The organism is Mycobacterium gallinarum (assembly GCF_010726765.1).
Classification (GTDB): domain Bacteria; phylum Actinomycetota; class Actinomycetes; order Mycobacteriales; family Mycobacteriaceae; genus Mycobacterium; species Mycobacterium gallinarum.
In genome coordinates, this window is sequence record NZ_AP022601.1 from 120,155 (window position 1) to 137,826 (window position 17,672).

Genomic DNA, 17,672 nt, shown 5'->3' on the forward strand with positions numbered 1-17,672 from the left:
TCGTCATGTCACTTCGACAGATCGGCCAAACGCGCGGCCAACCATCGAGCCAGCGGCGGGGTGGCGCGAGACAATGCGTACAACAGGTGCGCCTCGGCGGCGACCGGCGCGACCGCGCGGTTGCGCTCGACAGCGCGAAGGATGTTGTGTGCGACGCGATCCGCCGGATATCCGCGCTTCTGGTAAGCCGATGCCAGGCGCTTGCGACGTTCCGCTGTGTCACCGTCGCCGCGGATGGGACTGTTCTGCGTGATCGCGGTGTCGATGATGCCGGGGCAAACCGCTGTAACGCCGATTCCATACGGCTTCATCTCCATGCGCAGCGCCTCAGATAACCCCAGCACCGCGAATTTCGTTGCACTGTAGGCGCTTAGCTGCGGGTTGGCCAGCAGACCAGCGGCCGAGGACAGGTTCACGACGTGTCCCCCGCGACGGGACCGGATCATGATGGGCAGGAACGCATCGCAGCCGTGCACCACACCCATCAGGTTGATGTCGATCAGCCACTGCCAATCCTTGCGATTTGTGTCGAGGAATCCGCCGACAACCGCGACGCCGGCGTTGTTGATCAACAGATCGACTCGTCCGAACCGGTCAGACGTGGCCTGTGCGAAGCGGTTCATCGCGTCCCCATCGGACACGTCCACTTGGGACATCAGCACCTGAGCGCCCCGCGTTCGCGCAGCCTCGGCGGTGCCGGCCAGCCCGGCACCGTTGATGTCGCAGATCGCCAGGAGGGCGCCGCGCTGCGCGCACAACAGCGCCAGCTCGCGACCGATGCCGCTGCCCGCTCCGGTGATGACGGCGACCCGATCGGCGAGCTCGGTGCTGTTGGAATTGCGGCGAAAACTAGGCATGACGCAAAAACTAGGGTGCGGACTGAGGGTCCCGCTCGTGCGCTTGCGCCAAGATCTCTCCGGCCGATTGTGGACCGGAGACAACGGCGTGGCCGGATGGGTTGACGTCGACGTAAGTCTGCCGCAAAACGGGTACTACGGGCACATGACGGTTATCGGATTCCACTGTTCGCACGAGCAGATCAATCCCGCTCAGCTCCTGCGGGATGTCCAGCGGGCTGAACAAGCCGGCTTCACCGCCGGAATGTCGTCCGACCACATCAGTCCGTGGAGCGTCCGGCAGGGCGAGTCGGGCTTCGCGTGGTCTTTCCTCGGCGCCGCCCTCGCGACGACCGACCTGCCCTTCGGCGTCGTCAATGCGCCCGGCCAGCGGTATCACCCGGCCGTCATCGCGCAGGCGATCGCCACGCTCGCGCAGATGTTCCCTGGACGCTTTTGGGCCGCCCTCGGATCCGGCGAGGCGTCCAACGAGCGCGTCACCGGCGACGTATGGCCGCGAAAGGACGTGCGCGATCAGCGCCTACTCGAGTGTGTGAGCGTGATCCGCCGACTACTGCAAGGCGAGGAGGTAACCCATGAAGGCCTCGTCCACGTCAATCGGGCACGTCTGTGGACGCTGCCGGCGTCGACTCCGGACCTCGTAGGCCCCGCGGTGACGCCCGAGACCGCTGCGCGCCACGCCGCGTGGGCGGACGGACTGATCACCGTCAATCAGCCGCAGGACATTCTAAGGAAGGTGATGGGCGCATATCGCGAGGCCGGCGGACGAGGACCCGCACGTCTTCAGGTTCATCTCAGTTGGGCCCCCACCCGTGACGAGGCGCTGGCAGTCGCCCACCACCAGTGGCGCAACAACGTATTCGCCCCGCCTGTCTCCTGGGACATCGAGACGGTCGAGGCGTTCGACGTCATCGGTGAGGCCGTCAGCCCGGAACGGGTGGCGCAATCAGTGCGCATCTCCAGCGATCTGGGTCAGCACGCCCAGTGGCTCCACGAATACATCGAGCAGGGCTGGGACGAGTTGTACCTGCACTTCGTCGGTCAACATCAAGCGGACTTCATCGACGCATTCGGCGAGCATGTGCTGCCGCAACTGGCGCCGACGACTCCGCAGCCTTCAGCAGCGCTCGCATGAGGAAAATCGAAACCGGCGACGTCTGGTGGAAGAACGCCGTCATCTACTGCGCCGACATCGAGACATTCTTCGATTGGAACGGTGATGGTTGCGGTGACATCCGTGGCATGACCGAGCGCATCCAGTACCTCAACGATCTCGGAGTGACCTGCCTGTGGTTGATGCCGTTTTATCCGACAGCCCGCAAGGACGACGGATACGACATCATCGATTTCTTCGGAGTGGACCCACGTCTCGGTAATCTCGGCGACTTCGTCGAACTCGTTCGCACCGCTCGGTCCAACGGGATCCGGGTGATCGTCGACTTCGTGATGAACCACACGTCTGATGCTCACCCATGGTTCAAGTCCGCGCGTCGCAGCAAGGATGACCCGTACCGCGATTACTACGTCTGGAGTGCGACCAAGCCCAAGTCGGGCAAGGCGGATGTGGTCTTCCCCGATGAGGAAGACAGCCTCTGGGAGCTCGACCGCAAGACCAACGAGTGGTACCTGCATCACTTCTACAAGCATCAACCCGACTTGAACATTGCCAATCCAGCTGTGCAGGAGGAGATCTCGCGCACTCTTGGATTCTGGCTCGAGCTGGGGGTGTCGGGGTTCCGGGTCGATGCTGTTCCATTTCTCTTCGCCAGGGACGGCGCGCCCGGCGATCCCGGCGTGTTCGACCCCAACAAGTACCTTGGCGACGTCCGAAACTTCGTCACCCGCCGACTTGGCGACGCGGTCTTACTCGGTGAAGTGAACGTGCCGTTCAAGGACCAGAAGGCATTCTTCGGTGGGCCTGACGGTGATGGTCTCAACATGCAGTTCGATTTCATCGGTATGCAAGCGATGTACCTCTCGCTTGCCCGGGGCGATGCCCGTCCGCTCGCCAAGTCCTTGCGGCAGCGGCCGGCGCTCGACATCACCAGCCAGTGGGCGAATTTCGTACGCAACCACGATGAGCTCACGCTCGACAAGCTCACCGACACCGAGCGCCAGGAGGTCTTCGACGCGTTCGGTCCCGATCCCGATATGCAGCTTTATGCGCGGGGGTTGCGACGAAGGCTGCCCTCGATGCTCGGCGGAGACGATCGCCGGATGCGGATGGTCTACTCGTTGGCGTTTTCACTGCCGGGTACGCCAGTGCTGTTCTACGGCGAAGAGATAGGTATGGCTGAAAACCTCGATGTGCCAGGCCGGTTCGCGGTCCGCACGCCGATGCAGTGGACGGACGAGGACAACGGCGGGTTTTCCACTGCGCCGAAACGCCGGCTGCCCCGCCCGCTTCCGGACGGCCTCTACGGTCCCGACCGCGTCAACGTTGCGGACCAGCGCCACGACCATCGTTCGTTCTGGTGGTTCATCCGAGACCTCATCTACACATATCGTCAGCAGCCAGAGATCGGGTGGTCCGCGCCAGAGATCCTCAAGCAGCCCCACCGGGCGGTGCTCGCCCATGTGTGTCGTGAGAAGTCTGGGTGGGCGATGGTGGCATTGCACAACTTCGGATCGGAGAGCTGCATCGTTCCCGTCCAACTCGAGGATGCGTTGCCGGGGTGCGTCCTCGTCGATTTGCTCGACGGCCTCACCGAGCACCCGCTGGATGACAACGGCCGAATCGAGCTCGGCTTGGAACCCTATGGCTATCGATGGTTGCGACTACGGCGACCGGAGGATGACCCGATCATATGAGTTGGTGTGGCTTTCTTTCGTGACGACAGGGCGATCGCGAGCTACCATGGGTGCACTGTTGAAGTCAGGGCCAGTCGGGGGCCACTGCATAAGTTGGAAGGTCCCCGGATCATGCTCACACCATCATTGAAATCCCTGGTGATCACCGCTGTCGGTGGTACTGCCCTGTCGTTGACCGTTGGACTCGGGGTGGCTTCCGCCGACCCGATCATCGATACGACCTGCAGCTATCCGCAGGTCATGGCCGCGCTGAGCAGCGAGAATCCCGCGCTGGCGGAGAAGTTCAATGCGAACCCGCTTGCGGGCGTCATGCTGAGCAATTTCCTGTCTGCGCCCCCCGGTGAACGGGTACAGCTCGTTCAGGAATACCAGGCCACGCCGTGGGGGCAGAAGTACTTCGGCGCCATGGCGTCGATCGCCAACACCTGCAACAACTACTGACCCGAACTTGCTGAATACGGCAGGTGCGGGGACCTCGTCGGGTGGGGCCCCCGCACCTGCTGGCAGCAGCGTGGCGTTGAGGACTTGGAAAATTCTTGTATCGGCCGTGAAGTTCTATCTGGGCAGCGACCACTGCCCGAAATCCGGTGCGAGGACCAGGTCCACATCCACGCTGGTCCCGCCCAGGATGACGCCCGGATCGGTGGGTGTGACGATCACGTCCTGATACAGGACGGCGGCCGGCTCGCGCACGCCGTCAGACCATGCCCTCGTCTGCCACGCCCACGCGTGACCAGCCGTGGTCGAGGGTCCGATGACGCCGTCTTGGATCGCCCACGCACACGCATTCGCGTGACCGTACATGCCGGTGCGGGCTACGCCCAGGACGGAGTTGATTCCTCGATACCACTGCACCGCAACGCTGTTCCAGGTATCGAGGTCGATGTCCTCGTCGACGCTGAAGAAGATCGGCGCGGAATCGGGTCCGCCGGCGGCGTTGTGCAACCGCATCGCCGTCTGTCCGTCGGCCACGCCACCGTCGAAGCCGCGGGTGTAATCCGACGGCGCATTCGGCCAGTTGGGTTTTCCATACTGGTAGCAGCTGACGACCTCTAGGCCCGCCGCACGCAGGCCGTCGGCATACTCACGCGTGACGGGTTTGAAGTCGAAGTCTGCGCCCGGCCGTAACTCGGACACGTAGACGAGGGCACCGTCGAAGCCCGCCTCCTTGATCAGATCCGGCGCGACCTGCCGGTGCGTGAAATCGATCAACTTCGCGGGAGCGGCGGACGCCTCTGGCCCGCTCATTGTCGCCGCGGCGGACCCGGCAATCAGAAAAGCCGGTGCCGAGAGGGCGTATTTCAGGACGTCGCGACGTGTCGGCGCGACATCGCGACCGGGTGGCGCACTCGAGTCGACCATGCGCGATGGTAACAAGGTGCTGACTACATATGCTGAGGGTTGATCCGACGAGGTGGTCATGACAGCTTTGGGCAGGGCGTGCGCTGTCAGCGCTGTCCTGCTTGCGCTCGCAACGTCTTCGTGCGGCGAAGCGCGCCGGCCGGAGGCGCCTGAAAGCACGCAGGCTACGCAGATCAATCCGTCGCCCACGTCGTCGACATCACCAAAACCGTTCCCCAACAAGGAATTCAACACTGTCTCCACGCTCATCAACGACGCGATTGCGGCCCGCCAATTGCCGGGCGCGGTGGTCGTGGTGGGGCACGGCGGCGCGATCGTCTATGAGCAGGCGTTCGGATTGCGCAAGCTCGCCGGCGAACCAGGACCGGATGGGGCGCCCACACCCGAAGAGCCGATGACCGACGACACGATCTTCGACTTGGCGTCGTTGACCAAATCACTCGCGACGGCGACGGCCGTCATGCAGCTCTACGAACAAGGCAAGGTGCAGTTCGACGACGCCGTCGAGAAATATCTCCCCGACTTCAACCCCGGACGTGATCCCCTGCGTGCGGACGTGACGGTTCGCATGTTGCTCACGCACACCTCGGGTTTGGTGGGAGAACTGGACCTGCGCGACCCATGGGGGCTGGATGGCCCCGACAAGGCGGAGGGGATCCGTCGTGCACTCACCAAGCCGCTGGAGGCGTCTCCCGGCGCCAGCTTCCGCTACTCCGACGTGAACTTCATTCTGCTCGGCCTGATGGTGGAGAGGATCACCGGCCATCCGGAAGACGTCTATGTTCAGCAGAACGTCTTCGAGCCGCTCGGTATGGGAGACACCCGCTATCTCCCGCCAGCCAAAGCGTGTGGGCCGCAACAGATCAGGGGATCTGCGGTCGCGTTGACCGCGGGACCGCCAACCACATGCGGCGCGGGCGAATGGGACGCCGCACTGTTGTCGCGGGTAGCGCCGACCGCGCGGGACGAGGAAAGCCGGGCCGATCCGGGCGCCAACCCCGATCTCGACTTCCTGCTGCGAGGCACCGTGCACGACCCGACCGCGCGCCGTATGGGCGGGGTTGCCGGCAGCGCCGGCGTGTTCTCGACGGCCCACGACATGAGCATCTATGCGCAGGCGCTGCTGGACCGGCTGGCAGGCCGGGCGAGCACGTTTCCGCTCACACAATCGACTTTGCAACTGATGACGAGTCCCGAGCAGCCAGGGCACACGCCCGAACAAGTCGAAGCAGCGAATGCCGCGAACCGGGAAGCCATCGCGACGACGCCGAACGCCGAACATCCGCTGCTGGCTCCGCACTATCCGGCCGTCGCGGGCCAGAATCTGCGCGGTTTCGGCTGGGATATCGACACCGGCCACTCCAAGCCGCGAGGAATGGTGTTCCCGATCGGCAGCTTCGGTCACGTGGGGTTCACCGGAACGTCGCTGTGGATCGATCCGGCCTCAGACACCTACGTCGTTCTTCTGACGAACGTGATCCATCTGCGCGGCAGCGCACCCATCACGAACCTGCAGGGCGAACTCGCTACGCTGGCCGCCCGGGCCCTGCATCTGTACGGAAGCTAGGACGCGGAGCGGCGCGTGCGGCACCGGCGCTGGCCAAGGTGCAGAAAGGTTGAACACCGATGAAGAGCGTCGTGATCGACACGCCCGGGCAAGTACGTGTGGAGACACTGCCCGACCCGACCCTGCCCGGCTCTGACGGTGCGGTGATCCAGGTAGGTGCCGCAGCGATCTGCGGCTCGGATCTCCACTTCTATGAGGGCGATTACCCGCTCGGCGATCCAGTGGCGCTCGGGCACGAAGCGGTCGGCACGATCGTCGAGATCGGTCCCGACGTTCGGACGTTTGCCGTCGGAGACGAAGTTCTCGTCTCGTCTGTCGCCGGATGCGGATCTTGTGCTGGGTGTGAAACACGTGATCCGGTGACCTGTGTCGGTGGGCCGCGGATCTTCGGCGCCGGTGTTCTCGGTGGGGCGCAATCGGAGCTGTTGGCGGTGCCCGCAGCGGACTTTCAGCTCTTGCGCCTGCCCGACGACCTCGACACCGAGGAAGCGCTGCTTCTGACCGACAACCTCGCCACTGGGTGGGCGGCCGCACAACGCGCCGACTTCCCGCCTGGCGGAACGATCGTCGTCCTCGGTCTGGGGGCCGTCGGCCTGTGCGCGGTGCAGAGCGCGCTGACCCTCGGCGCAGGCACCATCTTCGCCGTCGACCCGGTCGAAGGTCGACGACTCCGGGCGGAACGTCTCGGCGCCACTCCCATAGAACCGCCCGCGCTGCAAGCGGTCCTGGACGCGACGGGCGGGCGAGGCGCCGCTTCGGTCATCGATGCAGTCGGCAGTGACAGGTCGATGTCGGACGCCCTCAATTTGGTCCGGGCGGGCGGCACCGTCTCGGTGGTCGGCGTGCACAACCTCGATCCGTTCCCGTTTCCCGCCACGATCAGCCTGATTCGCAGCATCACGCTGAGGATGACGACCGCACCCGTACAGCGCACCTGGCCTGAACTGGTTCCGCTGCTCCAGTCGGGTCGGCTGGACGTCAGCGGCATCTTCACCGACAATATGCCGCTGTCCGACGCGTCGGCGGCATATGCCGCAGTGGCGGCACGGACCGCGGACTGCGTCAAGGTCGCCTTGACGATTTGAGCCGCCGCGACATCAGTCGGCCTTCTGAACAACGACGTGGCCACGGGGGCCGAGTCGCGATAGGTCCTTAGACCCAGCTATTCCACCCCACGCAGATGCAGTGAACGGCTGAATTGAGGCCGGTCATGTGCTGGCACACGTATTCGCCTTGACCGTAGAGTCTGTGAGCGTCTTCCGGGCCGCCCCGAAAATCCAGATTGTGACTCTCTTTCGCGTGGCCACAGGTACGGCAGTACTCCGTCAGTGGTTCAACAACGTCTTGCGATTCCATGCTGTCTGTCATGATCGTGCGCTCCTCAACGATTGATTACCGTCAGAATGTGCGCCGACAACGCTGGCATGTAGGGCCGATTGGCCCTCATTGGCAGTGGCATTGTGCTCACGCCAGCCATGAACAAGTACGTCTCCCGCTAGCGGTGTGAGACCGCGAGTGCTCCTGGTCCGATGAACATCAGAAGAAGGAAGACGAAGCAGTACAGGACCGCGGTCTCACCGCCGTTGATGCTGGGCCAGAAGCTATCTGGGAAGTGCATCCAGAAATAGGCGACCGCCATCATGCCAGATGCGACGAAAGCCGCGGCCCGGGTGAAAAGGCCCAGCGCGATGAGTCCGCCGAGCACGACCTCGAGCGCGCCTGCCCACCACATCGGCCAGGCGCCCAGTGCGGCTGGGGCACCGGCGGGCCATCCGAACAGCTTGGCCGTCCCGTGTGTCATGAACAAGAGTCCCACCAACATACGGAAGGCACCGAGCGCGATCGCGGACGCTTGCAGTGATTTCACCTTGGTATTGCGGGTTGACGTCGAGGTCATCACTTCATCGTGCCTGAAGCGCACACCGACGTCACTTCACTCATAGACGATTCAAATCTTGTGTGTTCGGTACGAGCATCTGGTGGCGGTCCGTCGCGGACATACATTGGATGCACAAGCGGAACAACAACTTTGGAGGTTCTCCCATGAAGCACGTCATCTTGATCGGCATTACCGCTAGTGCTCTGGCGATTTCGGCGCTCTCCGTCGTCGGCGCTGCCTCGGCGGCACCGACCGGTCCGTCCGATGTCGACGAGACCGTACGGTCGCTCGAGGCAAGTGGTTACACCGTGATCATCAATCGGACCGGCGCCGCGCCGCTGTCGGGGTGCTCTGTCACATCGGTCCGTCCCGGGGTTACCCACCAGACGACTGACGTCCGAGGCAGCGACATCGAGCCGCTGATCGTCTCGGATACGGTCTATGTCGATGTGACGTGCTGAGCCACCGCCGCGACGGCCGGTATCCGGACGCTGAAAGTGGTTCTCCCTGAATCGGATTGGGCCTGTATCGTCCCGCCGTGTGCCTCCACGATCGAGGCGGCGATCGACAGGCCCAATCCGAAACTGCCGCCTTCCCGGGATCTCGACTTGTCGGCGCGCACGAACCGCTCGAACAGATGGGGGAGAAGTTCGGAATCAATCCCCGGCCCGTCGTCTGATACTGCCACTTCGGCGTAGGCCTTGCCGTCATCAGCTCGACCGGTCGCGACGATGGTTGTCACCGTCGTTCTTTCGGGTGTGTGCACCCGCGCGTTGGACAACAACACTGCCAGCATCTGATGCAGTCGGGCTCGGTCGCCACGAACCCACACCGCACCGTCGGGGACCTTGATCCGCCACTGATGGGTCGGTGCCGAAACCCTCGCATCGTTGACTGCGTCGGTCACCAACTCGGTGAGATCCACGTCGGCGTTGTCAAGATCGTGACCCTCGTCCAGACGCGCCAATAGCAGCAAGTCGGCAACCAGAGAACTCATTCGATGCGCCTCGGCCTCGATTCGTGCCAGCGAATACTCAGTGGTCTCGGGAAGTACCGAACTGTCCTGCCGGGTCAACTCGGCATAGCCGTGGATCGCAGCCAGCGGTGTGCGTAGTTCGTGACTGGCGTCGGTGATGAACTGACGCATGCGCCGATCCGACGCGGCGACATCGGCGAGGGCGCGTTCGACATGATCGAGCAGACGGTTGAGCGTGTCGCCGACGAGCCCGACCTCGGTGCGGGGATCCGTGTCACGGGTTGGAACGCGCGGTGTGATGGCGTAATTGTCGCGGTCGAGCGGAAGGGTCGCCACCTCAGCTGCCGTCGACGACACACGCCGCAGTGGGCGCAGCGCGTACCGCACGATGGCCACCGTGCTCAGCGCCGTGACCAGCAACGCGAGTGCGGTCATCGCGGACACGGTCACGGTTTCACGCACCATCGCGTTCCATGCCGGCGTGCGCGATACTCCGGTCACCAGTATCTCGTCGCCGTCACCGGGGCGGCTGACCATCCGGTACCAACCCAGCCCGGGTAATTCGACGGTGTGCGGTCCCACTCCGGCCGCAGATGTCTCGGCGATCGCCCCGATTGCTATCTCCGGTGCGGGTCGTCCCTCGCCGTCGACGAAGTAGGCGGAATCGACGACCTTGCCATCCTGAATCAAAGCGACGACGTTGCCCTCCGCCTGCCCGATGAGTTGCGTGAGTGGCTTCATCGCCCCTAGCGGTGGAACGTCACCTGTTGGCAGCGGCGTGACCCGGTATTTCGTCACCGATTGACTGAAACCGTCTGCGGCCCCAGATAGTTGGCTGTCGATGATGCCGAGTACCGAGGATCGCAGCGTCACCACCGACATGGTTCCCACGGTCACCAGGACGACCATGACCACGGCGGAAACACCGATGACCAGTTGTCGCAGCAGGCTCCACTGCCGCCACGCTTGCTTCATTCCGGTTGCCGCAGCATGTATCCCACGCCGCGTACGGTGTGCAGCATGGGTTCGTGGTTAGCGTCGATCTTCTTCCTCAGATACGACACGTACAGATCGACGATGCTCGATCGTCCGCCGAAGTCGTAGTTCCACACTCTTCGCAGAATCTCTTGACGAGTCACCGCTCGTCGCGGATTGCGCATGAGGAACCGCAGCAGCTCGAACTCGGTGGAGGTCAAGGAGATCGGCATACCGCCGCGGGTCACTTCGCGGCTGGCTACGTCGAGTTTGAGGTCACCCACCGTCAGCGTCTCGTCATCGGTGGGGGTGAGATAGGCAGATCGGCGCACCAGTCCGCGCAGCCGCGCGACGAGTTCCTCGAGTGAAAACGGCTTCGTCATGTAGTCGTCGCCGCCGGCGGTCAAACCGGAGACGCGGTCGGCGACCGAATCGCGTGCGGTCAGGAACAGGATCGGTGTGTAGGTGGCGGAGTCACGTATCTGCGCCAGCACACCCAGGCCGTCCATGTCCGGCAGCATGATGTCGAGGACGATCACGTCGGGCGTGTTGGCGCGATACTTGTCGACAGCTTCGGCGGCGTCGTGTGCGACGTCGATCTTCCAGCCCTCGTATTGCAGGGCCATCCGCACAAGGTTGGTCAGCGCACGTTCGTCGTCGACCAGGAGCACACGAATAGCTGACCCGTCGGCGCGGTACATCCGGGGCAGTTGGCCGAGGACAGCGCGACGAGGCTCCCGGTTTCCGACTGGCGCAGACGTCACCCGACCATTCTCGCGGTCTCGCATCGGGCCGTCACCGTCCTCATAGGAATTTCACATTTACGGTCGCACGGGCCATGGCCGATGCGGTTACTCGGTCGAAGATGGCGCCATGACCTGCAGTGACGCCGGCGCCGACGGTCCGCGGTGAGGGTCAGTGACATAAACCGCCACCACATGGGACCTTCGGCCCTGGGATACGGATTACGTGAGGGGTGGTATTGGGTCGAGATCGTCAGATCTCGTGAATCATCTTCGAATCGAGGAGATCATGAGTATGCAAGTGCAACACCGCACCCGGATGTTCGCCCGTGTGCTGGGTCCATACTTTACGATCGTCGCCGTCATCGCCGCCTTGCGCGCCCCGGATATGCGGCAGCTTCTCTCCGAGTTCACCGCCAGCGATGTGTGGCCGTGGGTCATAGGGGCCTTCATCCTCATGGGTGGCGTCGCGATCGTCGCGTTTCATCAACTCTGGCGCGGCCCCGCCGCGATCATCGTGTCCATCCTCGGATGGCTGCTTGTGGCGCGCGGGGTTTTCCTTCTCGCCTTCCCCGACACGTTCGCCTCCGTGGCCGACCGTGTCATCGGAGCGGCCGTCGTATGGCAGGTGGCATACCTCGTGTTCGCGGTGATCGGCCTGTATCTGACATATGTCGGGTGGAAACCCGTCGGAAAAGATCAGCGGGAGTCGAATCTCCACATCGGTATCGATTTTCCCAGCGCTGCCTGAGGCGCTGACCGGTGGTGCACAGCATTGCGCAACCTCGTCGTGCATTCGTCCGGGCAAGCATCGAAGTGACCCTAGCCGCCGGTTTCGGGACTTTGGTCCGTAGAGGATTGGCACTTCTTCGACGCAGACTCTGGGGATGACCACTTTCGCGGCACCGTTGGTGCACGACGAACTTGACAGCGTCGTGTCGACACTGTGCACTCGACTCCCCGGCCGCACGCGAAGTGAAGTCGAAGCGGTCGTGGCAGCGGTCTACGCCGAGTTGGCCGCCGGAGCCACTGTCACCGCCCATTTGATCCCGTTGACGCTCAATCGAAGTCGACGCCTTTTGAGCCCTAAGCCAAGAGAGACGTCGGATCTGCATTCGCCTGAACCGATTCTGATCGAGGCGAACAACGGAAGAAACCCTCAGGCGAATGAAGGGAACCCGAAATGAACTCTGCCACAGGTTCTTCAGAGTCGAAGTATCACGGAATCGTCGTCGGCGTTGACGGCTCGACTGCCTCAGACGTGGCGACGGAGTGGGCCGCCCGGGACGCGGCACTACGTAACGTGCCGTTGACGATTGTTCACATTCTTCCGGCGACGTCTATCGGGCCGTGGGTGGACATGCCCATATCGGCGGACTATTGGTCGGAGTGCGACCGACGCGCCGACCAGATAGTTGATGACGCGATGCGGGTGGTCGCCGAGGCCACCTCCGGCGCACCGGACCTCGTCACGGCGCGTCGCGTGGTTTCCGGATCTGCTGTGCCGACGCTCGTGGACATGTCGAAAGACGCGGAAATGGTGGTGGTCGGGCGCCGCGGTCTCGGCGGCGTGGCGAGGCTTCTGCTGGGCTCGGTCAGCTCCGGCCTGCTGCACCACGCGCACTGTCCGGTGGCGGTGATCCACGACGAAGAGCCGGTCACGGACTACTCCGTCGCGGCGCCCGTGCTCGTCGGCATCGACGGGTCGCCGGCCTCCGAGCAAGCCACTGCAATTGCCTTCGACGAAGCGTCGCGGCGTGGCGTAGAACTGATGGCGGTCCACACGTGGATGAACAACGCGGATTTCCCCCTCGATGTGCCCCCCGAGGGTGTGGCCGAGCAAGCCGATGAGGAACTCGCGCAACGGCTTGCGGGCTGGGGCGAGCGCTATCCGGATGTCGCCGTCCGGCGCGTCATCGGTCAGGACAACCCGGTCCATCGTCTGATCAAGGAATCCGAAAGTGCACAACTACTTGTGGTAGGCAGCCATGGACACGGGGGATTCGCCGGCCTTCTCTTGGGTTCGGTGAGCTCGGCCGTGGCGCAGGCGGCACGCATCCCGGTCATCGTGGCACGCCGGTCATAAGACTACGATTTCGACTCCGCAAGTCATATGTGTCTGGGTCTTTAGACCCTCTCGTGTTGACCCATACAGCGGCACTCTGGAAAGAACACAAGAACTTCTCCTATCGAGGTGGTGACGAGATGAGCGCACATTTTCCAGATGCCGAGACCATCAGGTCGGCGTTGCTGCTGGCGCTTCGGGCGCCGTCGGTGCACAACTCGCAGCCGTGGCGTTGGGTGATCGGCGATCGAAGTCTGCATCTCTACGCGGACCGCGATCGGCAACTGCCGAACACCGACCCCGACGCCCGGGACCTGTTGCTGAGTTGTGGTGCCGCGCTCAATCACTGCGTGACCGCCTTCGCTGCACTGGGATGGGCGGCCAGGGTCCACCGGTTCCCCAACCCCGCCGATGCTGACCACCTGGCTTCGATTGAGCTTCGCCGGCAGGCGCCGGCCGATCTCGACATCGCCCTGGCGGCGGCGATTCCACGCCGACGCACTGACCGCCGAAATTACAGTCACTGGCCGGTCGCGAAGGGCGATCTTTCGTTGGTGGGCGCGCGCGCTGCACGTGCGGGTGTGACCATGCGCCGGATCGACGACCTCTCACATCTGAAGGTCATCGTGGCCGAGGCCGTTTCGCGCCATTCGGCCGACTTCGCTTATACGGCGGAATTGGCAGCGTGGAGCGGGAGGTACGCGTCGGAGGCCGGGGTTCCTGCTCGGAGCACGCCGGTGCCGGATTCGACAGCGGTGATTCCTGCGCGGTGGTTCGCTGGCCCAGCGCTCGCTCAACCGCCCGATCTGGAAGCAGCCGAGGACAACGCCACGGTTGTCGCCCTGGGCACCTCGAGTGACGACGACCTGTCGAGGTTGCGCGCCGGCGAAGCGACGAGCGTGGTACTCCTCACGGCGACTGCGCTGGGCCTCGCCACTTGCCCGATCACCGAGCCGCTCGAGATTCCCGAAACCCGAGAAGCAGTCAGGGCGGACGTGTTCGGTGAGGAAGGCTATCCCCAGATGCTGTTGCGCATCGGCTGGGCTCCGGTCAACAGTGATCCGTTGCCCGCCACACCGCGCCGCGAACTGGCAGAAGTGGTTGCCAGGTTGGACAATTCACGGCTCGACTGAGCAGTGTGCCGTGAACGTACTTCGGTCACGTCGACTTCGACGTGTCGGGCAAGCCGGTTTGGTGGCGTCCGCACGGCCGGCACCCGGCCGCCGTTGAAAACCTGAAGAGAGACGTCATGCAACAGTTCACGATCACGTGGGGTAGGTATTGGTTCAGCCGGATTGCGGGGCGCAATCCGCTGGTGCGGCGTGACGACCGAATTCAGGCTTGGCTAGTCCTTCTCGCTGCCCTCGTCACCGTTCTGGCATTGCCTGTCGCTGCTGCCATCGGAACATCGGTCTACGACGCCCGTAGCCGGTTGTATGCGGAAGAGGCCAAGCACCGACACGCGGTGACCGCCACTGCGCTCGAGAACAGCACGGTCGAGGTGGGTCCAGGCTCCGCGGATGTCTCCATATTTGTCCGGGCCTCGTGGACTTCGGCGGGTAGCGATCACGTCGACGTCGTCAAATGGGCTGACGAGGCGACGGTCGGAGATCAAGCCGAAATCTGGGTTGACGACATCACCGGCGGACCCGTCGACGCGCCTGTACGGCCGAGTCGTGCAGCCGGCGATGCCGTGGGCGTTGCGTTGACCGTCTGGTTCGCCGTGCTGGCAATCACCGCCAGTACTGCGTATCTGACCCGGCTGCGAATCATTCACCAACGAGGCATCCAATGGGATCGCGAGCTGGAAGCGCTCAAGTACCAATCATGATCAAACAGAGGACCTTTGACCTACCGAGTAGGTGACCACCGCCCCCCGACTGGACTCATCGATGAACGTAGCGTCGTAGTCATTGTGGCCGAAGACGTCCGGCCCTGGGCAGAAGGAGTCTGCAAATGTCAACCTCCCCTACTCATCACGGCATTCTTGTCGGCGTCGACGGTTCGCCTCCGTCGAAGGTCGCCGTTGACTGGGCAGCGCGGGAAGCCTCGATGCGCGGGGTTCCGCTGTCGATCATCCACGTCATTCAGTCACCCGCTGTCCGAATGTGGCCCGAGGTCCCCATGCCCCGCGAGGTCGTCGCGCGCATGGAGAGAGACGGCCAAGAGATGCTCAGTGACGCACGCAGAACCGCGGAAGAGGCGACCGCGGAAACCCGCCAGATCCATATCGAGACGGAGACCATCGCGGGCGGTGTCCTGCCCACACTGATCGATCTGTCCAAGGACGCGGAAATGATCGTCGTGGGATGCCGCGGTACCGGGCCGATCAACCGGCGACTGCTCGGGTCGGTCAGCAGAGGTCTCATTCAGCACGCTCATGCCCCAGTCGCGGTCATACATGATGAGGTCCCGATGACGGCGTTCCCCGCCGCGGCGCCTGTCCTTGTCGGCATCGACGGTTCGCCGGTATCCGAGGCGGCTACCGCGGTCGCATTCGAAGAAGCTTCTCTCCGTCGCGTCGACCTCATTGCCTTGCACGTTTGGAGCGACTTCGCGCTGTTCGACGTGCCCGAAAACGAGTTGGCGGCTGTGCACCGGCGCGCGGACGAGACGCTGTCTGAGCGCCTGGCCGGCTGGCAGGAGCGTTATCCCGACGTGCACGTGCGGCCCGTCGTCGCCCTCAACCGTCCCGTGCATCAGTTGCTCGAGAGGTCCGAGGCGGCACAGCTGACCGTCGTCGGCAGCCACGGCCGAGGTGGGTTCGCAGGCATGCTGCTGGGTTCTGTCAGTCTGGCCGTGGCAGAGTCGGCGCGCATGCCGGTTCTGGTGGTACGCCCGACCTGAGATTGCTCAGGCGGTGGCCTACTCCTCGGGGCGGCGCTGGGACTGATCGAGTTTCGACACGAACACCGCCGCCTGGGTGCGGCGTTCCATACCCAGTTTGGCCAGTAGTCGTGATACGTAGTTCTTGACCGTTTTCTCCGCCAGAAACATCCGGGCAGCGATCTGCTTGTTGGTCAGGCCCTCGCCCAGCAAATCGAGCAGTACCCGCTCTTGGTCGCTGAGGCCGGCCAAGGGATCGGACTTCTCTGCAGCTCCCCGGAGTTTGGCCATCAGCGCTGCCGCAGCCCGGTTGTCCAGAAGTGAACGGCCGGCCCCGACCTCTTTGATCGCCTGAGCGAGCTCCATGCCCTTGATGTCCTTGACGACGTACCCGCTTGCACCGGCCAATATCGCATCCAACATCGCCTCGTCGGACGTGAACGACGTGAGCATCAGACAGCGCAGATCCGGTAGCCGAGACAACAGATCGCGGCACAGTTCGATGCCGTTGCCATCGGGGAGCCGCACGTCGAGGACTGCGACATCGGGCTGGAGGGCGGGAATACGCGCCAGCGCCTGGGCCGCAGATCCGGCCTCACCGATCACCTCCAGCTCCGGATCGGCGCTCAACAGGTCGATCAGCCCGCGCCGCACGACTTCGTGGTCGTCGACGAGAAAGACTTTCACCATGTGAAATCCCCTCTCCGGAATGGCAGCCACGACGCAAAAATCACAATACGGCGTGTGGTTGACAGATCAGGACCGAACAGCCTGCTTCGTGCAATGACGCGTAGCCGGGTGGCCCTACCAAATCCCTTATCCCGCGTGCGCGCTCACGACCGACGACCAGTAACTGGACTGAGTCGGCATGTTCCGTCAGGTAGTTGAGGGTGTTCCCGTGCACCACAACGGGCTCGACGTCGAGGTCGGGGTAGCGCTTCTTCCACTTCGCAAGTTGACGGTCCAGCTGCGCCTTGGCGCTCCTGTTGCCCTCGGCCACGGGGCGATTGTTGTACACGTCGGTGAACCGGGTCTGCCAGCTGGTCAACACCCGCAGCGGTGCCTGCCGAAGCCGTGCCTCCTCGGAGGCATGCTGCAGGATGCGGTTGCCGACGGGCGACCCCTCGATCTCGGCAACCACCCAGTCGCCACGCCGAGGGCGCGAGTTATGGCCGCGGACAATGGCCACGGGGCAACGGGCGGAGGCCGTGACTTCTGCGGCCGTGGAACCGATTCGGCCCTGCGCGCAGTGCTCTGGGCCCGTGTCTCCCAGGCACAGCATTGCGGCCGCCGCGGACGCATCGATCAGCGCCCGAGCCGGGCGGACCCGCAGGATTTCCATCTCGATCTTGACGGGCTTCGCGGTGGATTCGACGGCTGTGACCGCACAGCGAACCGTGGTCTCTGCGGCGGCAAGGTCCTCCGCCGCATCTCCCAGCTCAGAGCCGGAGGTGTGTTTGGGGTCGATCGCATAGACGAGGCGTAGGGGGATATCGCGGCTAACGGCTTCGTCAACGGCCCACAGTGCGGCATCGAGCGCTGAGTGCGTACCGTCCAGACCGACCACGACTGAGGCCGGCGAATGCGTCGGGTCTCGCATGGTGGCTCCTT

The 17,672-nt window shown here is 63.7% G+C and carries 19 protein-coding genes; 12 read left to right on the forward strand and 7 right to left on the reverse strand.

Annotated features, from left to right (window positions below):
• Positions 1-8: 8 nt before the first annotated feature.
• Complete coding sequence (locus tag G6N42_RS00560) at positions 9-857, reverse strand: SDR family NAD(P)-dependent oxidoreductase (RefSeq protein WP_163724650.1); 849 nt, start codon at positions 855-857, stop codon at positions 9-11.
• Between the two features lie 145 nt (positions 858-1,002).
• On the opposite strand from G6N42_RS00560, the gene G6N42_RS00565 reads away from it, so the two are divergent.
• The 3 genes from G6N42_RS00565 to G6N42_RS00575 all read left to right on the forward strand — a co-directional run bounded on the left by G6N42_RS00565 (position 1,003) and on the right by G6N42_RS00575 (position 4,109).
• Positions 1,003-1,992 carry a TIGR03885 family FMN-dependent LLM class oxidoreductase gene (locus G6N42_RS00565; protein WP_163736736.1) on the forward strand — a complete coding sequence of 330 codons (990 nt, stop codon included), beginning with the start codon at positions 1,003-1,005 and terminating at the stop codon, positions 1,990-1,992.
• Positions 1,989-3,668, forward strand: coding sequence for an alpha-amylase family protein (locus tag G6N42_RS00570; protein ID WP_163724652.1), 1,680 nt, complete (start codon positions 1,989-1,991; stop codon positions 3,666-3,668). The genes G6N42_RS00565 and G6N42_RS00570 overlap by 4 nt, the downstream gene beginning before the upstream one ends.
• Before the next feature lie 111 nt (positions 3,669-3,779).
• Positions 3,780-4,109 carry a hemophore-related protein gene (locus G6N42_RS00575; protein WP_163724655.1) on the forward strand — a complete coding sequence of 110 codons (330 nt, stop codon included), beginning with the start codon at positions 3,780-3,782 and terminating at the stop codon, positions 4,107-4,109.
• 114 nt (positions 4,110-4,223) lie between these two features.
• On the opposite strand, the gene G6N42_RS00580 is transcribed toward G6N42_RS00575, so the two are convergent.
• Positions 4,224-5,030, reverse strand: a complete 807-nt coding sequence (locus G6N42_RS00580; protein WP_163724659.1) for a DUF1906 domain-containing protein — start codon at positions 5,028-5,030, stop codon at positions 4,224-4,226.
• A gap of 58 nt (positions 5,031-5,088) precedes the next feature.
• Between G6N42_RS00580 and G6N42_RS00585 the strand changes: the two genes are divergently transcribed.
• Entirely contained in the window at positions 5,089-6,597 is a 1,509-nt protein-coding gene (locus tag G6N42_RS00585) for a serine hydrolase domain-containing protein (protein WP_163724663.1), read from the forward strand.
• Positions 6,598-6,656: 59 nt separating this feature from the next.
• On the forward strand, positions 6,657-7,682 hold the full coding sequence (locus tag G6N42_RS00590) for an alcohol dehydrogenase catalytic domain-containing protein (RefSeq protein WP_163724665.1): 1,026 nt from the start codon (positions 6,657-6,659) through the stop codon (positions 7,680-7,682).
• 410 nt (positions 7,683-8,092) lie between these two features.
• Here the strand turns inward: G6N42_RS00590 and G6N42_RS00595 are convergent, their stop codons facing one another.
• Positions 8,093-8,494, reverse strand: coding sequence for a DoxX family protein (locus G6N42_RS00595; protein ID WP_163724667.1), 402 nt, complete (start codon positions 8,492-8,494; stop codon positions 8,093-8,095).
• A gap of 146 nt (positions 8,495-8,640) precedes the next feature.
• On the opposite strand from G6N42_RS00595, the gene G6N42_RS00600 reads away from it, so the two are divergent.
• Complete coding sequence (locus tag G6N42_RS00600; RefSeq protein WP_163724670.1) at positions 8,641-8,937, forward strand: hypothetical protein; 297 nt, start codon at positions 8,641-8,643, stop codon at positions 8,935-8,937.
• Here the strand turns inward: G6N42_RS00600 and G6N42_RS00605 are convergent.
• The gene (locus G6N42_RS00605) at positions 8,916-10,427 is read right to left on the reverse strand and encodes a sensor histidine kinase (RefSeq protein WP_163724673.1); all 1,512 of its coding nucleotides are present in this window, start codon (positions 10,425-10,427) and stop codon (positions 8,916-8,918) included. The two genes, G6N42_RS00600 and G6N42_RS00605, sit on opposite strands and share 22 nt — an antisense overlap.
• Positions 10,424-11,215, reverse strand: a complete 792-nt coding sequence (locus tag G6N42_RS00610; RefSeq protein ID WP_163724676.1) for a response regulator transcription factor — start codon at positions 11,213-11,215, stop codon at positions 10,424-10,426. The genes G6N42_RS00605 and G6N42_RS00610 overlap by 4 nt, the downstream gene beginning before the upstream one ends.
• 244 nt (positions 11,216-11,459) lie before the next feature.
• Between G6N42_RS00610 and G6N42_RS00615 the strand changes: the two genes are divergently transcribed.
• The 6 genes from G6N42_RS00615 to G6N42_RS00635 all read left to right on the forward strand — a co-directional run bounded on the left by G6N42_RS00615 (position 11,460) and on the right by G6N42_RS00635 (position 16,082).
• A complete protein-coding gene (locus G6N42_RS00615) occupies positions 11,460-11,921 on the forward strand; it encodes a hypothetical protein (RefSeq protein ID WP_163724679.1) in 462 nt (153 codons plus the stop codon).
• 136 nt (positions 11,922-12,057) lie between these two features.
• A complete protein-coding gene (locus tag G6N42_RS31660; protein WP_434059554.1) occupies positions 12,058-12,357 on the forward strand; it encodes a three-helix bundle dimerization domain-containing protein in 300 nt (99 codons plus the stop codon).
• Entirely contained in the window at positions 12,354-13,256 is a 903-nt protein-coding gene (locus G6N42_RS00620; protein ID WP_163724681.1) for a universal stress protein, read from the forward strand. Before G6N42_RS31660 ends, G6N42_RS00620 begins: the two co-directional genes overlap by 4 nt.
• A gap of 119 nt (positions 13,257-13,375) precedes the next feature.
• A complete protein-coding gene (locus G6N42_RS00625) occupies positions 13,376-14,368 on the forward strand; it encodes an Acg family FMN-binding oxidoreductase (protein WP_163736740.1) in 993 nt (330 codons plus the stop codon).
• Positions 14,369-14,484: 116 nt separating this feature from the next.
• Positions 14,485-15,066, forward strand: a complete 582-nt coding sequence (locus G6N42_RS00630; protein WP_163724685.1) for an Rv1733c family protein — start codon at positions 14,485-14,487, stop codon at positions 15,064-15,066.
• Positions 15,067-15,191: 125 nt separating this feature from the next.
• Positions 15,192-16,082 carry a universal stress protein gene (locus G6N42_RS00635; protein ID WP_163724689.1) on the forward strand — a complete coding sequence of 297 codons (891 nt, stop codon included), beginning with the start codon at positions 15,192-15,194 and terminating at the stop codon, positions 16,080-16,082.
• Positions 16,083-16,100: 18 nt separating this feature from the next.
• Here the strand turns inward: G6N42_RS00635 and dosR are convergent, their stop codons facing one another.
• Together dosR and G6N42_RS00645 are read right to left on the reverse strand one after the other, a co-directional pair.
• The gene (dosR, locus tag G6N42_RS00640; protein ID WP_083126856.1) at positions 16,101-16,751 is read right to left on the reverse strand and encodes a hypoxia response regulator transcription factor DosR/DevR; all 651 of its coding nucleotides are present in this window, start codon (positions 16,749-16,751) and stop codon (positions 16,101-16,103) included.
• Between the two features lie 40 nt (positions 16,752-16,791).
• Positions 16,792-17,661 carry a universal stress protein gene (locus tag G6N42_RS00645; protein ID WP_163724692.1) on the reverse strand — a complete coding sequence of 290 codons (870 nt, stop codon included), beginning with the start codon at positions 17,659-17,661 and terminating at the stop codon, positions 16,792-16,794.
• Positions 17,662-17,672 lie beyond the last annotated feature (11 nt).